This window comes from Paracoccus mangrovi, assembly GCF_042648425.1.
Taxonomy (GTDB): Bacteria; Pseudomonadota; Alphaproteobacteria; order Rhodobacterales; family Rhodobacteraceae; genus Paracoccus; species Paracoccus mangrovi.
Genome location: NZ_JBHRXJ010000010.1, coordinates 130139 through 148133, shown reverse-complemented (window position 1 = coordinate 148133; position 17995 = coordinate 130139). Strand labels below are relative to the sequence as shown.

Sequence of the window (17995 nt, the reverse complement as noted above, 5' to 3'; positions counted from 1 at the left end):
TTTGCCGGAAACCGGCTTCTCGCGGCGGTTAGGGACGCAATTTCCGCACGCCCCTCGCCTTGTCTGCCGGATGCAGACAGCCGCCACCTAGCCGAAAAGCCGCTCTGCGTCAATCTGATGCGGGCGCAACGCCATGGCGCGGCGCCGTCAGGGAACATCTGCTCCGTTCACCTCATTATATCGCAGAATGACAACAGGTCGAAGGCGAGGGTGTTCATGGCAATCGAAACGGCGGCGCTCAACCCGATTGAGGCCTTTGCAATCGTTGGGATTGCCGGGGTCGGGGCGCAATGGCTGGCCTGGCGGTTCCGCATGCCGGCGATCGTGCTGATGCTGGCGGTGGGGCTGATTCTGGGGCCGGTCACCGGGATATTCCTGCCCGAGCGCGATATCGGCGCGCTGGTCCAGCCGATGATCTCGCTGGCTGTGGCGGTGATCCTGTTCGAGGGCGGGCTGACGCTGAACCTGCGCCAGCTGGCCGATGCGCGCTTGGCGGTCCGACGGCTGGTCTATGTCGGCGCGCCGGTGGGCTGGCTCTTGTCGGCGCTGGTGCTGAATCTGGTCGCCGGTCTGGGCTGGCAGGCCTCGATCGTCTTTGGCGGCATCATGATCGTCACCGGGCCGACGGTGATCGCGCCCTTGCTCAGACAGGCGCGGCTGCGCGCGCGCCCGGCCCAGGCCCTGCAATGGGAGGCAATCGTCAACGATGCCATCGGCGCGCTGGCGGCGGTTTTCGCGCTGCTGGTGGTGCTGACCCGCCAGCAGGAGCTGGGCGAGGCGCAGGCGCTTTGGCAATTGCTGCGCGGCATCGGTTTCGCGATGCTTCTGGGGGTGGGCATGGGCTTTGGCGTCGTGCGCGCGTTCCGCCGCAATCTGGTACCCGAATACATGAAGGTGCCGGTGCTCTTTGTGACCGTGATCGTGGTCTTTGCCGGCGCCGATCTGGTGCTGCATGAAAGCGGTCTTTTGGCGGTGACGGTGATGGGGCTGGTGATCGCCAATGCCGATTTGCCCAGCTATGCCGAGATTTACCGCTTCAAGGAAAGCGCCACCATCCTGCTGGTGTCGGGCGTGTTCATCCTTTTGGCGGCGGGCATCAAGTTTCAGGCGCTGGCCATGCTGGACTGGCGGGCGGCGGTCTTTGTGCTGGCGGTGATCCTGGTGGTGCGGCCGCTGACGGTGATGATTTCGCTGATCGGGACCGATCTGCCCTGGCGCGAAAAGCTGTTGATCGCGCTGACCGGGCCGCGCGGGGTGGTGCTGGTCGCGGTGTCGGGGATCTTTGGCGAAAGGCTGGTGGCCGAGGGCATTCCCGATGGCGCGATGCTGACGCCGCTGGCATTCGTGCTGGTGGTGGCGACGGTGGTTCTGCACGGGTTCACGCTGGCGCCTCTGGCGCGGGCGCTGGGGCTGACCTCGGGCGACAAGCCGGGGCTGATCATCGTCGGCGGCTCGGTCTTCACGACCGAGCTGGCGCAGGCGCTGGAAAAGGCCGATGTGAATGTGCTGATCACCGATCCCAATCGCGGGCATCTGTTATCCGCGCGCCGCGCCGGCCTGCCGTATTTCTATGGCGACATCCTGTCCGAGGCGGCCGAGAACAGCGTCGAGTTCATCGCCTATAACGCCATTCTCGTGGCGTCGGACAATGACGCCTATAACACCCTGGTCGCGACCGACCTTGCGCCGGAACTCGGCCGCGATTCGATCTGGCAGCTGGCGCGGCACAAGGAGGATCTGCCCCGCCACGCGCTGCCCAGCCAGCTGGGCGGGCGCACCGTGAACGGCAACCGCACGCTGGATCAGTATCTCGACCTGATGGAACGGGGCTGGGTCTTTCGCACCACCCGCCTGACCGAGGAATATACGCTGGAAAAATGGCGCGCCGCCCGCCCCGAGGTGATCCCGATGGCGACCATCGACCGGGGCCGGCTGCAATTCGTCGGCGATCCCGCCCGCATCGAAGGCCGCCCCGATACCCGTATCATCAGCCTGATCCCGCCCGAAACGCTCGAAAAGATCCGTCTGGAAAACGAGGCCGCGCATCTTGCCCGCGCCGAAGCCCGCGCCACCCGGCGGGGCGAGGGGGCGGGGATCGGGGATCCGCCGGCCCCGGCCGGTGCGGCGGGCTGAAAACCCGCCCCCGCGCGCCGGGCGCCGCGATCCGTGCTCTGGCGCGGGCGGTTGACCTTTGTGCATGGCTGGGGCTATCCCGCGAAGGATCTTCAGGATGGATGCGATGAACCTCTTTTCGGATATCCGCGCGCTGGTGACGGATGCGCTGGCGCAGATGGAACAGGCGGGCGAACTGCCCGTGGGCCTTGATACCGCCGCCGTGACGGTCGAGCCGCCGCGCGATGCCGCCCATGGCGACATGGCCACCAACGCCGCGATGGTGCTGGCCAAACCCGCCGGCAAGAAGCCCCGCGACATCGCCGATGCGCTGGCCGCCCGCCTTGCCGCCGATCCGCGCATCACCTCGGCCGAGGTGGCGGGGCCGGGCTTTCTGAACCTGCGCCTTGCGCCGGGCGAATGGCAGGGCGTGATCCGCGCCGCGCTGCGCGAGGGCGCGGATTACGGCCGCTCGACCCTGGGACAGGGGCACAAGGTCAATGTCGAATTCGTCAGCGCCAACCCGACCGGGCCGATGCATGTCGGCCATACCCGGGGCGCGATCTTTGGCGACGCGCTGGCCAGCCTGCTGGCCTTTGCCGGCCATGACGTGACGCGCGAATATTACATCAACGACGGCGGCGCCCAGGTCGATGTGCTGGCGCGTTCCGCCTATGAACGCTATCGCGAGGCGAACGGGCTTGAGCCCGAGATCGCCGAGGGGCTTTATCCCGGCGACTATCTGATCCCGGTGGGCGAGGCGCTCAAGGCGAAATACGGCGCCAGCCTGCTGGACCGGCCCGAATCCGAATGGCTGGTCGAGATCCGCGAATTCGCCACCGAGGCGATGATGGCGATGATCCGCGACGATCTGGCGCTGCTGGGCGTCGAGATGAACGTCTATTCCAGCGAAAAGGCGCTTTACGGCACCGGCCGGATCGAGGCCGCCATCGAGCGGCTGAAAAGCGCGGGCCTGATCTATCGCGGCACGCTTGAGCCGCCGAAAGGCAAGCTGCCCGAGGATTGGGAAGCGCGCGAGCAGACGCTCTTTCGGTCGACCGCCTTTGGCGACGATGTGGACCGGCCGATCCAGAAATCAGATGGCAGCTGGACCTATTTCGCGCCCGATATCGCCTATCACTGGGACAAGATCGACCGTGGCTTTGATGCGCTGATCGATGTTTTCGGCGCCGATCACGGGGGCTATGTCAAACGCATGAACGCCGCCGTGGCCGCGCTGTCCAATGGCCGGGTGTCTCTGGATATCAAGCTGATCCAGCTGGTGAAGCTGTTCAAGAACGGCGAGCCCTTCAAGATGTCAAAGCGCGCCGGCACATTCGTCACCCTGCGCGATGTGGTCGAACAGGCGGGCGCGGATGTGACCCGCTTTCACATGCTGACGCGCAAGAATGACGCGGCGCTGGATTTCGATTTCGCGCGTGTGCTGGAACAGTCCAAGGACAACCCCGTCTGGTATGTACAATATGCCAGCGCGCGGGTGAACTCGGTCGTGAAAAAGGCCGCCGAAATGGGTGTCGACACCTCGGACGCGGCGCTGGCCGAGGCGGATCTGGTCCGTCTGAACCATTCCGCCGAGCTGGAACTGGCCCGGAAAGTTGCAGAATGGCCACGCATCGTCGAAATCGCGGCGCGTGCGAATGAACCGCACCGGATCGCGTTTTTCCTTTATGACATCGCATCGGACCTGCATTCCCTGTGGAACCGCGGCAATGACGAGCTGTCGCTGCGCTTCGTTCAGGATGGCGATGCTGACACCACCGCCGCGAAAATCGCGCTTGTGCGGGCCGTCGGCGTTGTCATTTCAGCCGGTCTTGGTATCTTGGGGGTGACTCCGGCCAAAGAAATGCGCTGACAAGGCGTAGCTGCCGGGGTTCGAGCAAGTAAACGAGCAGCGTCGGATCAACCGGCAGGCAGGCAGGAATGACGGTAGTAGATTTCCGCTCCTCGGGCGGGTTTGAGGGGTCACAGCCCAACCGGCTGTCGCAGGACTATCCCTATGCGCAGGACGCGCAGCAGGATTACCATGACGAATGGCAGGACAATGCCGGCTGGGACGATCACTATGCCCATGCCACGGCCGAGGCCGAGCCGCAGACATTGCTGGGCCGGGTCACCCGCCTTACGCATTATATCGGCGCGCTGGTTTCGGTCGGGCTGATCGTCATTCTGGCCGTCTGGGGCTTCAAGCTGGTCGTGCGCGACGTCTCGGGCGTGCCCGTCATCCGCGCCATCCAGGGCGAGGCCCGCACCGCCCCCGACAATCCGGGCGGCGAGCTGACCGAGCGCACCGGCCTTGCCGTGAACAATGTCGCCGCCGGCCGCGAAGCCGGTCAGGTCGATCGCGTGGCCATCGCGCCGCAAGCGACCGGGCTGGGCGAACAGGACGTTCCGATGGGCGAGCTGGGCGCCAGCGCGCAGGAACCCTCGCATCAGGTCGAATTGCCGCTTGCCGATGACAGCGCCCGCGTGATCGCCCGCCCCGATGGCGAGGCCGCGCAGACCGCCGCCAACGCGGTCGAGACCGCGCTGATCACCGATGCCCCCGCCGCCGAGGCCGCCGTGAACGAGGTCGTGACCGATCTTGCCGGCAACGAGGCGCGCGAGGTCGCGATCAACACCGCGCTGGCCGAGGCCGCAGCCCAGACCGCGCAGACCGCACCGCCGGCCGTGGCGCAATCGGTTCGCCCGGCGCCGCGTCCGCGCCGCATCGCCGCCGCCGCCCCGGCGGTCGCCAGCGATGCCGCGCCCGTGGCTGCGGCCACGACCACCGAGGCCCGTCCCGAAACCGCGCCGGCTGCGACCGCCACGCCGGCGCCACCCGTCACCTCGGGTTCGGCCCTGGTCCAGATCGGCGCTTTCGACAGCGAAAAGCTGGCGACGGGCGAATGGAACCGGGTATCGGGCAAGTTCGGGGCGCTGTTCTCGGGCAAAGGCATGGTCATCCAGAAACACGAGGCCAATGGCCGCGCCTTCTGGCGGCTGCGCGCTTCGGGCTTTGGCTCCAAGGACGATGCCCGCCGCTTCTGCGCCGCGCTGATCGCCGAGGGCATCGACTGTATCCCCGCGACGGCAAAGTGAGTTGGTGACATGACCGGCGCGACCATTCTGGGCGGCATTGCCGGTCCCGATCTGACGGCGGCCGAGCGGGATTTCTTTCGCACGGCCGATCCCTGGGGGTTTATTCTCTTTGGGCGCAATATCGACACACCCGAACGGCTGCGCCGCCTGACCGCCGATCTGCGGGCGGCGGTGGGCCGCGATGCCCCGGTGCTGATCGATCAGGAGGGGGGGCGCGTCCAGCGCATGCGCGCGCCGCATTGGACCGACTGGCCGGCGCCCCTGGATCAGGCGGCGAATGGCGACCGGGCGATCTGGTTGCATCACCACCTGATGGCGCGGGAATTGCAGGCGATGGGCATCGATGCCGATTGCGCGCCGGTGCTGGATATCGCGCGCGACGACACGCATCCGTTTCTGAAGAACCGCTGCCTTGGCACGGATGCGGCGACGGTGACCCGGCTGGGACGCATCGCCGCCGATGCCATGCTGGCGGCGGGCGTGTTGCCGGTGGTCAAGCATATGCCGGGCCATGGCCGGGCGCGCGTCGACAGCCACAAGGATCTGCCGGTGGTGGAGGCGCCGCTGGCGGAATTGCTGGCGACCGACTTTGCCCCGTTTCGGGCGCTGGCCGATCTGCCGATGGCGATGACCGCGCATATCCGCTTTACCGCCATCGACGATGCGCCGGCCACGGCCTCGCGCCCGGTGATCGATCTGATCCGGCGCGATCTGGGTTTCGACGGGCTGTTGATGTCGGACGATATCGGCATGCAGGCGCTGTCGGGAAGCATGGCCGAACGCGCCGCGGCGATTGTCGGCGCCGGTTGCGATCTGGTCCTGTCCTGCAACGAGAGCCTTGCGCAGATGGAGAATATCGTCGCGGCGGCCGGACGGATGACGCCCGGGGCGCTGCGGCGCGCGGATGCCGCGCTGGCCCTGCGCCGGGCGCCGGAACTGGCGGATGCGGCCGGCCTGCGGGCCGAGCTTGCGGCTTTGGGTGGCCTTGCGGCCTGATCGGTTGACTATGCCGGGGGCTTGGCGGATTCTGGGACGGTTCCCGCGTGCTGTCACAGGTTTCCCGCGCCGATGACCAAAGTCCCCTATCTGACCCCGGTGCCGGATCGCGCTGAGCCCGAATCCGCCACGGATGACATCGCCCCGCACCTGCCCGGGCTTGAGCCGCAAAGCGTGGCCGAGCGCCGCGCCGAAGAGGTGCTTGTCGTCGATGTCTCGGGATTTGAGGGGCCGCTGGATCTGCTGCTGACGCTCTCGCGCACGCAAAAGGTCGATCTGATGCAGATCTCTGTCCTTGAGCTGGCCGATCAGTATCTGGCCTTTGTCGAACAGGCGCGGGCGCTGCGCATCGAATTGGCCGCCGATTATCTGGTGATGGCGGCCTGGCTCGCCTATCTGAAATCGCGCCTGCTCTTGCCCCCCGATCCCGAGGCCGAAGGCCCCTCGGCCGAGGATATGGCCGCGCATCTGGCCTTCCAGCTGGAACGCCTGCACGCGATGCGCGAGGCGGCGGCGCGGCTGATGGGGCGCGACCGGCTGGGACAGGATCGTTTCGCGCGCGGCGCGCCGGAAACGGTGACGCGGGCGCGACAGGTGTCCTGGCAGGCCGGGCTGATCGACCTGATGCGGGCCTATGCGCGGCTGCGCACCCGCGACGAGTTCCGCCCCTATGCCTATGACCGGCGCGATGTCTTTACCATGGAACAGGCGCTTGATCGGGTGCGCGGGCTGATCGGCTTTGTCGGCGACTGGACCGAACTCGCGAGCTTTCTGCCCGAGGGCTGGGAAAGCGATCCCAAGCGCCGCCGTTCCGCCACCGCCGCGACATTTGCCGCGACGCTGGAACTGGCGCGTCAGGGCAAGCTTGAGCTGCGCCAGACCGAAATCTTTGCCCCGATCACCATCCGCAGGCGTCCGCAATGACTTCCGACCAAGACGATATCGACGCCACGGCCCAAAGCGGCGCGGGGACCGGGGACCGCCCCGATCCGCAGCGCTTTCCGCCGCCGCCGCTTTATGAACAGGAGCGCATGGTCGAGGCGGTGCTCTTTGCCTCGGCCAGCCCGATGGGCCTGCGCGAGATCGCGGCACGGCTGCCTGCGGGCTGCGATCCGGCCGAGGCGCTGAAACAGCTGCGCGCCCGGTACGAGGGGCGCGGCGTGCATCTTTTGCGGGTGGGCGATGCCTGGGCGTTCCGCACGGCGGGTGATCTGGGCTTTCTGATGCAGGAAAGCACCGTCGAAAGCCGCCGCCTGTCGCGCGCGGCGACCGAAACCCTGGCCATCATCGCCTATCACCAGCCCGTGACCCGCACCGAGATCGAGGAAATTCGCGGCGTCGCCGTCAGCCGTGGCACGCTGGACCAGCTGATCGAACTGGAATGGGTGCGCATCGGACGCCGCCGGCAGACGCCGGGCCGGCCGGTGACATTCGTCGTGACCGAGACATTCCTGGATCATTTCGGGCTGGAAAGCGCCCGCGATCTGCCGGGACTGGCGGAATTGCGCGCGGCCGGGCTTTTGGATTCGCGCCCGCCCGGCGAGGGGCTGACCCCCGACATGTTCCAGCCCGCCGGCGATGACGAGGACGGATCCCCGGACATCCCCGCCGACGATCTGTTCGAGGACGATTAGAAAGGTCCGGCAAGCCGATGAACCTGAACCAGTTTTTCAATATGCTTGCGCGCGTTCTGACCGGCTGGCTGGTCAGCTGGGGCATCCGCCGGATGAATGCGCCCAAGCCTGGCGAACGACAGACCGCCCATCAGCGCCAGCGCGAAAAGACCATGCGTCAGGCGGTCAAGCGCGCCCGTCAGGCAGCGCGCATCACCCGCCGCATGGGCCGCTAGCCGGCGGCGAATTGTTTGGCGAGCTTCAGCCCCTGACCCTGATAGTTCGAGGCGATGTCCTGACCGTATAGCCGTTCAGGCCGGGCGCTCATGCGTTCATAGACCAGCCGGCCCACCGTCTGGCCATGTTCCAGCGCGAATGGCGCCTCGTGACAGCGCACCTCAAGCACGCCGCGCGCGCCCTGACCGGCCGTGCCATGGCCGAAACCGGGATCGAAAAAGCCGGCGTAATGCACGCGGAATTCGCCCACCATGGCCAGATAGGGGGCCATCTCGGCGGCATAATCGGGCGGAATCGCCACCGATTCGCGGCTGACGAGGATATAGAACGCGCCCGGATCCAGAATCAGCTGACCGTCCGTGGTGCGCAATTCGTCCCAGAAATCGCGCGCCGCATAGGCCCCGATCCGGTCCAGATCGATGACGCCGCTATGGGGGCGGGCGCGATAGCCGACCAGATCGCCCTGGGCCGGGCGCAGATCGACGGAAAAGCCCAGCCCGTCGTCGATCAGGGCCTGGCCGGTGACCAGCGGCTCGCGCGCGTGCAGATCGCGCAGATCGGCATCCGACAGCACCGCCTGACCCTGGCGCAGCCGCAACTGGTTCAACCGCATGCCCGGACGCACCAGCACCGAAAAGCTGCGCGGACAGATCTCGGCGTAAAGCGGGCCGTCATAACCCTCGGACAGGCGGTCGAACTCGGTCCCGTCATCGGTGACCAGCCGCGTCAGCAGATCCAGCCGCCCGGTCGAGGATTTGGCATTGGCGACCGCATCCAGCCCGGCGGGCAGGGCTAGCCGTTCCTGCAACGGCACCAGATAGACACAGCCCTTTTCCAGCACCGCGCCCCCGCTCAGATCCATGCGATGCATTTCGAAATCGGCCAGCCGTTCGCTGACCTTGCGACCGCGCCCGCACAGGAACGAGGCGCGCAGCCGCCAGGCGCTGTTGCCCAGCCGCAGATCGAGGCTGGCGGGCTGGATCTGTTCGGGCAGGATCGGCGTCTCGGCCGAGATGGCGCCATCGGCGATCAACTGCTTCAGACGGGTATCGGGCAGGACTCCGTTCACGCGCAACCTCCGAGGAAAAGGGAAACGCCCACCCTCGGATGAGGATGGGCGTTTTCGGGATGGTCGGGCCGGCGAGATTCGAACTCGCGGCCTTCCGCCCCCCAGACGGACGCGCTAACCAGGCTGCGCCACGGCCCGACGAGGGGCATATAGAGCGAAGCCGGCGGCCAGCACAAGGGGCTTTGGGCGGAAAAATTGCCCCGGGGGACAATCGTTTTCGGTACGGCGCAAGGCCGGGTCGGCCCGAACCCGAACATGGCCTCTTATCGCGCGTCGCGCAGCGCGTCGCGCAGCTCATTTGCGCGCGCGGGCAAGGGCTTGCGCTGAGCTTCGTGGCTGCGCAGGGCGGCGGCGGTGGCCGCAAGACGGCCCAGCCATTGGCCAGGCGGGATACGGTCGAGATCGGGAAAAAGCGGCAGCGCGCCGGATTCGGTGGCGCGGCGCGGGCGTGGGGCAGAGGGTGGCTTTTCGGCCCGTGTTCGCCCGGCCGTGGTTTTGGGGGAGGGCGATTGGGGGGGCGGTGACTCGGGTGTCGATGACTCGGGTGCCGGGGCTGCGGCGCCTGCGGGCGCAGATCCCGCCGAGGGCACGGCAAGCTGCACCGCGGGGCGGGGCGGGCTGGCATCGCCGGCCTCTGTCTTGCCCAAAGTCTCGCCCAGCCGCGCGGCGCCGATCTCGCGCAGCCCCGCGCCGCGATCCGCCGTGATCAGGCGCTTGGCGCCCCGGATGCTCAGCCCTTCTTCACGCAGGACCTGACAGAGACCTGCGGCCAGCCGCACATCGTCGGGCCGGTAATAGCGCCGGCCATCCGCGCGTTTGACGGGGGAAAGCTGCGTGAACTGCGATTCCCAATATCGCAGGACATGCGGCGCGACGCCCACGAGGCGCGATACCTCGCCGATGGAACGAAAGGCATCGGGCGACTTGCTCATCCCGGTCAGCGCTTGTTGCCGGCGGCGATGCGGTCCTTCATCAGATGCGATGGACGAAAGGACAGAACGCGGCGAGGGGTGATCGGAACCTCTTCCCCGGTCTTGGGGTTGCGGCCGATCCGCTCGTTCTTGTCGCGCACCGAGAAGGTGCCAAAGGATGAAATCTTAACCTGCTCGCCGCGTACCAATGCGTCGGAAATATGACCAAGTACACTTTCGACGAGCTGAGCAGATTCGTGCCGGGACAGACCCACTTCACGGAACACCGCTTCCGCCAGGTCCATGCGGGTCAGGGTAGAGTCGCTCATCTCGATAACCTCTTAGCAATGGGGAAAGCATTAGTTTTTTGTGGTCACGAGTCAACAACCGCAACCCGATTCCGTTCCCGCGACCGGCGATATTGTTCCACATTATTCGCGCCTTACCGGCAAAACCCCGCGCAGGGGCCGGCGGGTGGTCCTTTGAACGCGCGGATCGCGCACCTATATCTTTGATCAGAACATGGAATGAAGGGGTTTGCGATGGCTGGAGGATGGGCCCCCGACGGGGCCGTGAACGACCAGATCGACGTCTCGACGCAAGAGGCGATCGCCCGCATGCGCGAGCGAAATGCCCGTCAGGCGGTGGGCGAAAGCGCGGAATTTTGTGACGAATGTGACGAACCGATCCCCGAGGCGCGGCGCAAGGCGGTTCCCGGTGTGCGGCTTTGTGTCAATTGCCAGTCGGGGCGCGACAGGGCCTGGCATCCCTCGGCGGGGATCAACCGGCGCGGTTCAAAGGATTCGCAGCTGCGTTGAGACCCGGCCGCAGTGCCGGGGGCGTTACCAGCGCAGAACCACCGAACCCCAGGCAAGGCCGCCGCCAATCGCCTCGGCCACAAGGATCTGGCCGGGTTTGAAACGGCCCTCGGAATTGGCGACCGACAGGGCCAAGGGGATCGAGGCGGCCGAGGTATTGCCGTGATCGGCCACCGTCAGCACGACTTTTTCCATCGGCAGCTGCATGCGCTTGGCGGTCGATTCGATGATGCGCATATTGGCCTGATGCGGGACAAGCCAATCCACATGCTCGGGGTTTAGCCCGGCTTTCTCCAGCGCGTGATGCGCGGTCTGGGCCAGTTTTTCGACGGCATGGCGGAACACCAGATTGCCCTGCATGCGCAGATGGCCCGAGGTGCCGGTCGAGGCGACGCCGCCATCGACATAAAGCAGGTCGCGATAGCGGCCGTCGCTGTTCAGATCGGTGGCCAGAATGCCCTGATCGGCGGCGGTGCCCGCGCCCTCGGCGGCCTCAAGCACGACCGCGCCGGCGCCATCGCCAAAAAGCACGCAGGTGCTGCGATCCGTCCAGTCCATGATCCGGCTGAAGGTTTCGGCGCCGATGACCAGAACGCGGTCGGCAAGCCCGGCGCGGATCATCGCATCGGCATTGGCCAGCGCATAGACAAAGCCCGCGCAGACCGCCTGAATGTCATAGGCAAAGCCGCGCTGCATGCCCAGACCGGCCTGCACCATGGTCGCGACCGAGGGGAAGGTCAGGTCCGGGGTCGAGGTGGCGACGATCACCGCATCCAGCCGGTCGACGGGGATGCCGGCATTTTCCAGCGCCGCCTTGCCGGCCAGAATGCCCAGATCGCTGGTCCTTTGATCCTCGGCGGCGAAATGGCGTCGTTCGATGCCGGTGCGGGCGCGGATCCATTCGTCGCTGGTGTCGAGCTTGCCCTCGAACCAACTGTTTTCGACCACGCGCTCAGGCAGGTAATGGCCGGTTCCCCGCACAATCGCACGCCGCATCAGGACGTCCCCTCGCTGTGGTCTTGGTTTTCGTTTCTTGTTGTGTTCAAGGCCGCGGCCTGTGCGGCCGTCTGTGCCACCCGCGCCGCCAGCCGGTCCTGAAAGCCCGATTGCGCCAGCTGGAAGGCCAGCTTGATCGCGGCGGAAATGCCGGTGGAATCGGCCGAACCGTGGGATTTCACCACCGTGCCATTCAGGCCAAGAAAGACGCCGCCATTCACCCGGCGCGGATCGATGCGCTTTTGCAGCCGCTTGAGCGAATTCAGCGCCAGAAGGGCGGCGAATTTCGACAGGATCGACTTGCCGAAGGCTTCCTTCAGGAAGTCGCCGACCAGCTTGGCCGTGCCCTCGCCGGTCTTGAGCGCGACATTGCCGGTGAAACCGTCCGTGACGATCACATCGACCCGGTCCGAGGGCAGATCGCCCCCCTCGACAAAACCGACATAGTCGAAATTCGCCGCCTCGGCGGTTGCGGGCATCAGTTCATGGGCCTGGCGCATTTCGGGCCGGCCCTTGTGTTCCTCGGTCCCGACATTGAGCAGGCCGACACGCGGCCGCGCCAGTCCAAGCCCGTTGCGCGCGTAAGAGGTGCCCATCAGCGCATAGGTCACCAGATCCTGGGCATCGGCCCGGATATCGGCGCCGCAATCGAGCATGACATTGAAGCCCTGGGGATTGCGGGACGGCCACAGACAGGCGATGGCGGGACGGTTCACGCCCGGCAGCTTGCGCAGGCGCAGCATCGACAGCGCCATCAGCGCGCCGGTATTGCCGCAGGAAACGGCCACCGTCGCCTCGCCCAGACGCACCGATTCCACGGCGGACCACATCGAGGTGCCTTCGCCCTTGCGCAGCACCTGGCTGGGCTTGTCATCCATGGTGACAACGCCCGCCGCGTCGCGGATGTCGCAACGCGCGGCCAGACCGCTGCGGCGCGCGATCAGCTGTTCGATTTCGGCCCGGGGGCCGTGAACGATGAAGTGGATATCCGGGTTCTTCTCGGCGCTTTCGGCGATCCCGGCGACGACGGCGGCGGGACCGCGGTCCCCACCCATCGCATCAATCGAAATCACCACGGTGGGCGCCTTTTCAGGGCGCCCCGCGGCGGAGTTCGTCACGGAGGAATCCATAATCTCTGGGACGGACTTGCAGCTTACGCTGCGTCGTCGTCCAGATCGACCTCATTGGCCCGGGCGACGACTTCGCGGTCGGCGTAGTGGCCACAGGACGGGCAGACGTGATGCGGGCGCTTCAGCTCACCGCAATTCGAGCATTCATTCGGGTTGCCGGCAACCAGGGCGTCATGCGAACGGCGCATGTTGCGGCGGGACCGGGTTACTCGGTTCTGAGGGACGGCCATGTCACAACCTCAAGTGGTTTAGGGGGGCAACCCGAAAGGGCGGCCCCGGATTATCTATTCAGGGTCTGGGCGGGGCATAGGCCACTAAGACGTTGGCCGCAAGTCGCGAATGACATCGCAGAAGCGGGGGCCGCGGTCCGGGATTCCCCCGCCGGTCGATTGAACGCGCGAAAATAGCCGGAATTTCGCGCGGTGCAAGGGGAATCTTGGGGGTGCGCCGGCTTTGCGCCCGGTGCCGGGAGGAAGGCCGTGGGTGCGTGGGCGCGAATCCCGCCAAGGGAAGCGGCGCGGGCGCGCCGCTGCCTTCGGCGAGGATATTTGGACATGAAAGAGGGGTGCGGCCATGCGGCGTCGCCCCTCTGTCTTTGCCATGATCCGGGGCCTTGCCGCCTTGCCGCTCGTTCAGCGGCCGAGCTTGGCGTGGACCTCGTCGAGATCGACCTCGTTCTTGGGCAGTTTGTTGTCGGGGTTGTCGAAGTCGTATTTGAACAGCTGGAAATCCTTCTTGTAGATTTCCCAGATCAGATGCCGCGACAGATCGTCGAAATATTCGCTGATCTTATGGGCGCGTTTGGGGCCGTGCCCTTCGGATTCGTTGAACTTGGGCACGTCGTTGAGGTCGAGCTTGACCCGGGTCGGCGCCGCATCCAGCACCTTTTGCATGCCTTCGTTGAACTTTTCCGTGAAGAAGATCTGATCGTAGCGGCCGCCATTCACGATGAAGGTCGAGATATGGCCGGCCATGGCTGACCAGTGGATGTCCGGTTCCATCGGGCGGCGCCAGCGGATGGTGTCACGCGCGAAGAGCAGGAAGCGGCGGAAGCTGGCGATCTGGTCGAACTCGAAATTGTTTTCCGGGCTGCCGACGTCGATTCCGTAGCGTTGAACCAGCTGCGGCACGAGGTTGCCGCGATAGCGTTTGCCGTTGCGCTGAATGCCGGCGATCTTGTCGAAAAAGGACGACAGGATGCGGGTATAGGGATTGCGCACGCAGGTGAAGGTCAGCGACTTGTGCGCCTTGACGCTGGCCTCGATCGGGGCCTGGCTTTCGGTCTGGTTCCATTTGTGCAGCCCACCGGTCGAATCGTGGATGTCGCCGTCGAAATAGCGGCCATGGTCCGAATAGAACATGATCTGGCCGATCGACGAGCAGGCGCATTTGGGCACGACGCGATAGACCATGCTTTCGCTTTCGGTCATCCAGGTACCGGGGAAACCCATTCTCTCATTCCTTTTCAAAACAGCCCGGGCATACGGCCCCGGCGCCGGGTTGCCCGCCCGGCCAAAATCGTTAAGGACACAAAGCAAATCACTGGCCGAGATTCAACCTGCTGTAGATGGTTACCGGCAAAGACCGGACAGGATGGTGTCGAGATGGCGCGTATTGCCTTCATTCTGCTGTGCCACAAGGACCCCAAGGGGGTGATCGCACAGGCCCGGCGGCTGACCGCTTCGGGCGACTATGTGTCCATTCATTTCGATGCCCGCGCCAATCCGCGCGACTTCGAAAGCGTGCGCAAGGCCTTGGCGGAAAACCCTTCGGTGGTGTTCGCCCCGCGGCGGTGGAAATGCGGCTGGGGGGAATGGTCGCTGGTCGGCGCCACGCTTGAGGCGGTGCGCATGGCCGTCGCATCCTTTCCGCTGGCCACGCATTTCTACATGCTGTCGGGCGATTGCATGCCGATCAAATCGGCGGAATACGCCCATGCCTTTCTGGACGCCGAGGACTGCGACTATATCGAGAATTTCGATTTCTTCGAATCAGACTGGATCAAGACCGGCTTCAAGGAAGAGAGGCTCGTCTATCGTCACTGGTTCAACGAGCGCACGCAGAAGTGGCTCTTTTATACCAGCTTCGAGGTTCAGAAGCGTCTGGGCATCACCCGCGAGGTGCCGGCCGACATTCAGGTGATGATCGGGTCGCAATGGTGGTGCCTGCGCCGGCACACGGTCGAGAAGGTGCTGGAATTCTGTGCCTCGCGGCCCGAGGTGCTGCGCTTTTTCGAGACGACCTGGATCCCAGACGAGACCTTCTTTCAGACCGTGGTGCCCCATGTCGTACCCCGAAGGGAGATCCGGGCCCGCACGCTGACCTATCTGGTCTTTACCGATTACGGCATGCCGGTCACGTTCTATAATGACCAGTATGACCTGCTTTTGGGTCAGGATTACCTGTTTGCCCGCAAGATCAGCCCCGAGGCGCTGCGCCTGCGCGAACGTCTGGGCGCGCTTTGGGCGGCAAGCGGCGTGCATTTCCCGATCTCGAACGAGGCGACGGGGCTTTTTCGGTTTCTGACCGGGCGCGGGCGCATCGGTCGCCGTTTCGGCCAGCGTTTCTGGGAAACCGAGGGCAGTCTGGGCCGGGCCAATACGCTTTTGCTGGTGGTGGCCAAGAAATGGCATGTCGCCAAGCGGCTGACCCAGGCGATCCGCGACCGGACCGAAATTCCGGCCGTCGACTATCTATTCAACGAGCTTGGCGCGCATCTGCCCGATCTGGGCGGGGTCGAGACGACGCTGGAAAAGCGCGACCGGCACCGGCGCGCGCTGCTGCGGCTGCTGTTTGAGCAGTTCGAGGCCAGCCGGATGGTGATCTGTCTGGACCCCTCGGCGCTGCACCTGATTCAGGATCTGATGAGCGACAAGGCCGATACCCGGCTGTTGCTGATCGATTCGGAGTTCAGCAGCGATTATGTGCGCGGGCATATCGGCCGGGTCGGGCTGGCCGGGGCGCAAAGTGCGCCCGATGTGGTCGACCGGCTGGTGCCGACGGTGCGCGCCGATCTGGAACATGAGGCCGAGCGGCTGCGCGATATGGATTATACGGGCTTTCATTCGATCGCCCCCTGGCGCAACCCCGAGGAAAACGCCGCCCAGCTGGCGCGCTTTCTGGACGTGGCACCGGAAACGGCGCTGGAACTGGCCCGGACCGAATATCTGTTCAGCGACTGAGGAGCGACGCATGCCCGCCTATGATCCGCAAAACATCTTTGCCCGCATCCTGCGCGGTGAGATTCCCAACGATACCGTGCTGGAAACCGCGCATACGCTGGTCTTTCGCGACATCCATCCGCAGGCGCCGGTGCATCTGCTGGTGATCCCCAAGGGGCCCTATGTCAGCTATGACGATTTCGCCGCCAATGCCTCGGATGCCGAGATCGTGGATTTCCACCGGGCGGTGGCCCGCGTGACCCGCGATCTGGGGATCGATCTGGATCAGGGACAGGGGTTCCGCGCCATCACCAATGCGGGCGCGCATGGCGTCCAGGAGGTGCCGCATTTCCACCTTCATATCCTTGGCGGGCGCGTGATGGGGCGGATGGTGCAGCCGGCCTGACCGGCCGGGCGCAGAGGCCGTCCCGGGCAGCCGGGCGCGGGAGGTCAGGCGCCTTTGGCCCGATCACCCGAGGTCATGCGCAGAAAGACGTCCTCGAGATCCGGGGCCTCGACCGCGATGTCGCGGATGGGCAGGTTTGCGGCCCGGATCGCGTCGATCAGCCCGTCGGTCGGCAGGCGCGAGGGCGCATAGCTGATCGCAAGCCGGCCATCGGCGCGGCGTTCGGCCCGGCTGCCTTCGGGCAGGGCGGGCAGGGTGCGGGCATCGCCGGTATCGACGACCAGCGTCTTGGAATCCGTGCGGCCGAGCAGGCTTTGGGTTTCCTCGCTCAGGATCAGCTCGCCCCGGTCGATGATGGCGATGCGGTCGCACATTTCCTCGGCCTCTTCGAGGTAATGGGTGGTCAGGATGATGGTCATCCCCTGTTCGTTCAGCCGCCGGACATTGCGCCAGAGCATATCGCGCAGCTGGATGTCGACGCCCGCCGTGGGTTCGTCGAGAACAAGGATCTGGGGGCGGTGGACCAGCGCCTTGGCCAGCAAAAGCCGGCGCTTCATGCCGCCCGACAGGTGACGCGAATAGCTTTCCGCCTGTTCCGTCAGCCCGACGAGGTCCAGCAGCTCATCCGTCCAGCGTTCGGATTTCGGCACGCCGTAAAGCCCGGCCTGAACCTCGAGGCTGGCGCGGGGCGACAGGAAGGGGTCGATGTTCAGTTCCTGCGGCATGACACCGATGGCGGCGCGGGACTGGCGCGGGTTTACATCCTGGTCAAAGCCCCAGATCGTCACCCGACCCGCGCTTTTGCGCACCAGCCCGGCCAGAATGTTGATCGTGGTCGATTTGCCGGCGCCGTTCGGCCCCAGAAGGCCAAAGATCGAACCGGTGGGAATCGCAAGGTCCAGACCTTTCAGCGCCTGCTTTGGGGGATTGTTTCCCGAGCCGGCATAAGTCTTGGTCAAGCCATTGATCTCAATGGCGTTCGGGACGGAATGGGTGGTGGCTTCTGGGGCTGGCATCGGCTGGCGGCAGTTATTATGATGCCGCAACCTAATCGCGTTTGTCGTCAGAGCTCAAGGAACAGCCATGACCCTTCCGGCCCCAGAGATCCAGACCGTCACCTCATGGAAGGTTGCCTGTGATGGCGACGAGGCACGGGGGCTGGGCCATCCGCGTGTCTGGCTTGCGATTCCGCGCGATGCCGGCTGGGTCGAATGCGGTTATTGCGACAAGCGTTTCGAGATCGACCGCGCCCACGCCCACGCCCACGACGATCACTAGGGCGCTTCCTTTCGCCGAAACTGGCCGGCATCTGGCCGGGCTGCACCGCCGCGATGCCTCCGGCGGGGATATTTGACATGGAAGAATGGCAGGGGGCGCGCCCATGGGGCGGGGTTGGCCCCTGGGCGCGGCTGTGGCAGAACGGGGCCTTGCAACGCGACGAAACAGC

Annotated in this window: 19 protein-coding genes and 1 tRNA gene; 11 read left to right on the top strand and 9 right to left on the bottom strand. The window is 65.6% G+C overall.

Annotated elements, in window-relative coordinates; genetic code table 11:
• Positions 1–216: 216 nt before the first annotated feature.
• The 7 genes from ACFOMH_RS14150 (at position 217) to ACFOMH_RS14120 (ending at position 8056) form a co-directional block, all read left to right on the top strand.
• Entirely contained in the window at positions 217–2133 is a 1917-nt protein-coding gene (locus ACFOMH_RS14150; RefSeq protein ID WP_377745223.1) for a cation:proton antiporter, read from the top strand.
• Positions 2134–2239: 106 nt separating this feature from the next.
• The gene (gene argS / locus ACFOMH_RS14145; protein WP_377745273.1) at positions 2240–3985 is read left to right on the top strand and encodes an arginine--tRNA ligase; all 1746 of its coding nucleotides are present in this window, start codon (positions 2240–2242) and stop codon (positions 3983–3985) included.
• 68 nt (positions 3986–4053) lie between these two features.
• The gene (locus ACFOMH_RS14140) at positions 4054–5211 is read left to right on the top strand and encodes an SPOR domain-containing protein (protein WP_377745221.1); all 1158 of its coding nucleotides are present in this window, start codon (positions 4054–4056) and stop codon (positions 5209–5211) included.
• A 9-nt stretch (positions 5212–5220) separates the two neighbouring features.
• Positions 5221–6207: a beta-N-acetylhexosaminidase gene (gene nagZ, locus ACFOMH_RS14135; RefSeq protein WP_377745219.1), complete on the top strand. Its 987-nt coding sequence runs from the start codon at positions 5221–5223 to the stop codon at positions 6205–6207.
• Positions 6208–6279: 72 nt separating this feature from the next.
• Entirely contained in the window at positions 6280–7131 is an 852-nt protein-coding gene (locus ACFOMH_RS14130) for a segregation and condensation protein A (RefSeq protein WP_377745217.1), read from the top strand.
• Positions 7128–7841, top strand: coding sequence for an SMC-Scp complex subunit ScpB (gene scpB, locus ACFOMH_RS14125; RefSeq protein ID WP_377745215.1), 714 nt, complete (start codon positions 7128–7130; stop codon positions 7839–7841). Before ACFOMH_RS14130 ends, scpB begins: the two co-directional genes overlap by 4 nt.
• A 17-nt stretch (positions 7842–7858) precedes the next feature.
• A complete protein-coding gene (locus ACFOMH_RS14120; protein WP_377745214.1) occupies positions 7859–8056 on the top strand; it encodes a hypothetical protein in 198 nt (65 codons plus the stop codon).
• Here the strand turns inward: ACFOMH_RS14120 and ACFOMH_RS14115 are convergent.
• The 4 genes from ACFOMH_RS14115 to ihfA form a co-directional block, all read right to left on the bottom strand.
• Complete coding sequence (locus ACFOMH_RS14115; protein ID WP_377745212.1) at positions 8053–9126, bottom strand: 2'-deoxycytidine 5'-triphosphate deaminase; 1074 nt, start codon at positions 9124–9126, stop codon at positions 8053–8055. The two genes, ACFOMH_RS14120 and ACFOMH_RS14115, sit on opposite strands and share 4 nt — an antisense overlap.
• A gap of 60 nt (positions 9127–9186) precedes the next feature.
• Positions 9187–9264, bottom strand: a tRNA-Pro gene (locus ACFOMH_RS14110).
• Positions 9265–9389: 125 nt separating this feature from the next.
• Complete coding sequence (locus ACFOMH_RS14105) at positions 9390–10058, bottom strand: MerR family transcriptional regulator (RefSeq protein ID WP_377745210.1); 669 nt, start codon at positions 10056–10058, stop codon at positions 9390–9392.
• Positions 10059–10063: 5 nt separating this feature from the next.
• Positions 10064–10366: an integration host factor subunit alpha gene (ihfA, locus tag ACFOMH_RS14100; RefSeq protein ID WP_374421801.1), complete on the bottom strand. Its 303-nt coding sequence runs from the start codon at positions 10364–10366 to the stop codon at positions 10064–10066.
• Positions 10367–10579: 213 nt separating this feature from the next.
• On the opposite strand from ihfA, the gene ACFOMH_RS14095 reads away from it, so the two are divergent.
• Positions 10580–10855 carry a DksA/TraR family C4-type zinc finger protein gene (locus tag ACFOMH_RS14095; RefSeq protein ID WP_374421802.1) on the top strand — a complete coding sequence of 92 codons (276 nt, stop codon included), beginning with the start codon at positions 10580–10582 and terminating at the stop codon, positions 10853–10855.
• 24 nt (positions 10856–10879) lie between these two features.
• On the opposite strand, the gene ACFOMH_RS14090 is transcribed toward ACFOMH_RS14095, so the two are convergent.
• From ACFOMH_RS14090 to ACFOMH_RS14075, 4 genes are all read right to left on the bottom strand, one after another.
• Positions 10880–11851, bottom strand: a complete 972-nt coding sequence (locus tag ACFOMH_RS14090) for a beta-ketoacyl-ACP synthase III (RefSeq protein ID WP_377745207.1) — start codon at positions 11849–11851, stop codon at positions 10880–10882.
• On the bottom strand, positions 11851–12906 hold the full coding sequence (plsX, locus tag ACFOMH_RS14085) for a phosphate acyltransferase PlsX (protein ID WP_374422230.1): 1056 nt from the start codon (positions 12904–12906) through the stop codon (positions 11851–11853). Before plsX ends, ACFOMH_RS14090 begins: the two co-directional genes overlap by 1 nt.
• 98 nt (positions 12907–13004) lie before the next feature.
• Positions 13005–13211: a 50S ribosomal protein L32 gene (rpmF, locus tag ACFOMH_RS14080; RefSeq protein ID WP_374421807.1), complete on the bottom strand. Its 207-nt coding sequence runs from the start codon at positions 13209–13211 to the stop codon at positions 13005–13007.
• A gap of 402 nt (positions 13212–13613) precedes the next feature.
• Positions 13614–14432 (bottom strand): sulfotransferase family protein, encoded by an 819-nt coding sequence (locus ACFOMH_RS14075; protein ID WP_377745205.1) that lies wholly within the window; start codon positions 14430–14432, stop codon positions 13614–13616.
• A gap of 153 nt (positions 14433–14585) precedes the next feature.
• Here ACFOMH_RS14075 and ACFOMH_RS14070 point away from each other — a divergent pair, with 153 nt between their 5' ends.
• Together ACFOMH_RS14070 and ACFOMH_RS14065 are read left to right on the top strand one after the other, a co-directional pair.
• Positions 14586–16163 (top strand): DUF5928 domain-containing protein, encoded by a 1578-nt coding sequence (locus tag ACFOMH_RS14070; protein ID WP_377745204.1) that lies wholly within the window; start codon positions 14586–14588, stop codon positions 16161–16163.
• 10 nt (positions 16164–16173) lie between these two features.
• A complete protein-coding gene (locus ACFOMH_RS14065) occupies positions 16174–16548 on the top strand; it encodes an HIT domain-containing protein (RefSeq protein ID WP_374421811.1) in 375 nt (124 codons plus the stop codon).
• A gap of 44 nt (positions 16549–16592) precedes the next feature.
• Here ACFOMH_RS14065 and ACFOMH_RS14060 read toward each other — a convergent pair whose 3' ends face one another.
• A complete protein-coding gene (locus ACFOMH_RS14060; protein ID WP_377745202.1) occupies positions 16593–17564 on the bottom strand; it encodes an ABC transporter ATP-binding protein in 972 nt (323 codons plus the stop codon).
• A 67-nt stretch (positions 17565–17631) separates the two neighbouring features.
• Between ACFOMH_RS14060 and ACFOMH_RS14055 the strand changes: the two genes are divergently transcribed.
• The gene (locus tag ACFOMH_RS14055; protein ID WP_377745200.1) at positions 17632–17826 is read left to right on the top strand and encodes a zinc-finger domain-containing protein; all 195 of its coding nucleotides are present in this window, start codon (positions 17632–17634) and stop codon (positions 17824–17826) included.
• Positions 17827–17995 lie beyond the last annotated feature (169 nt).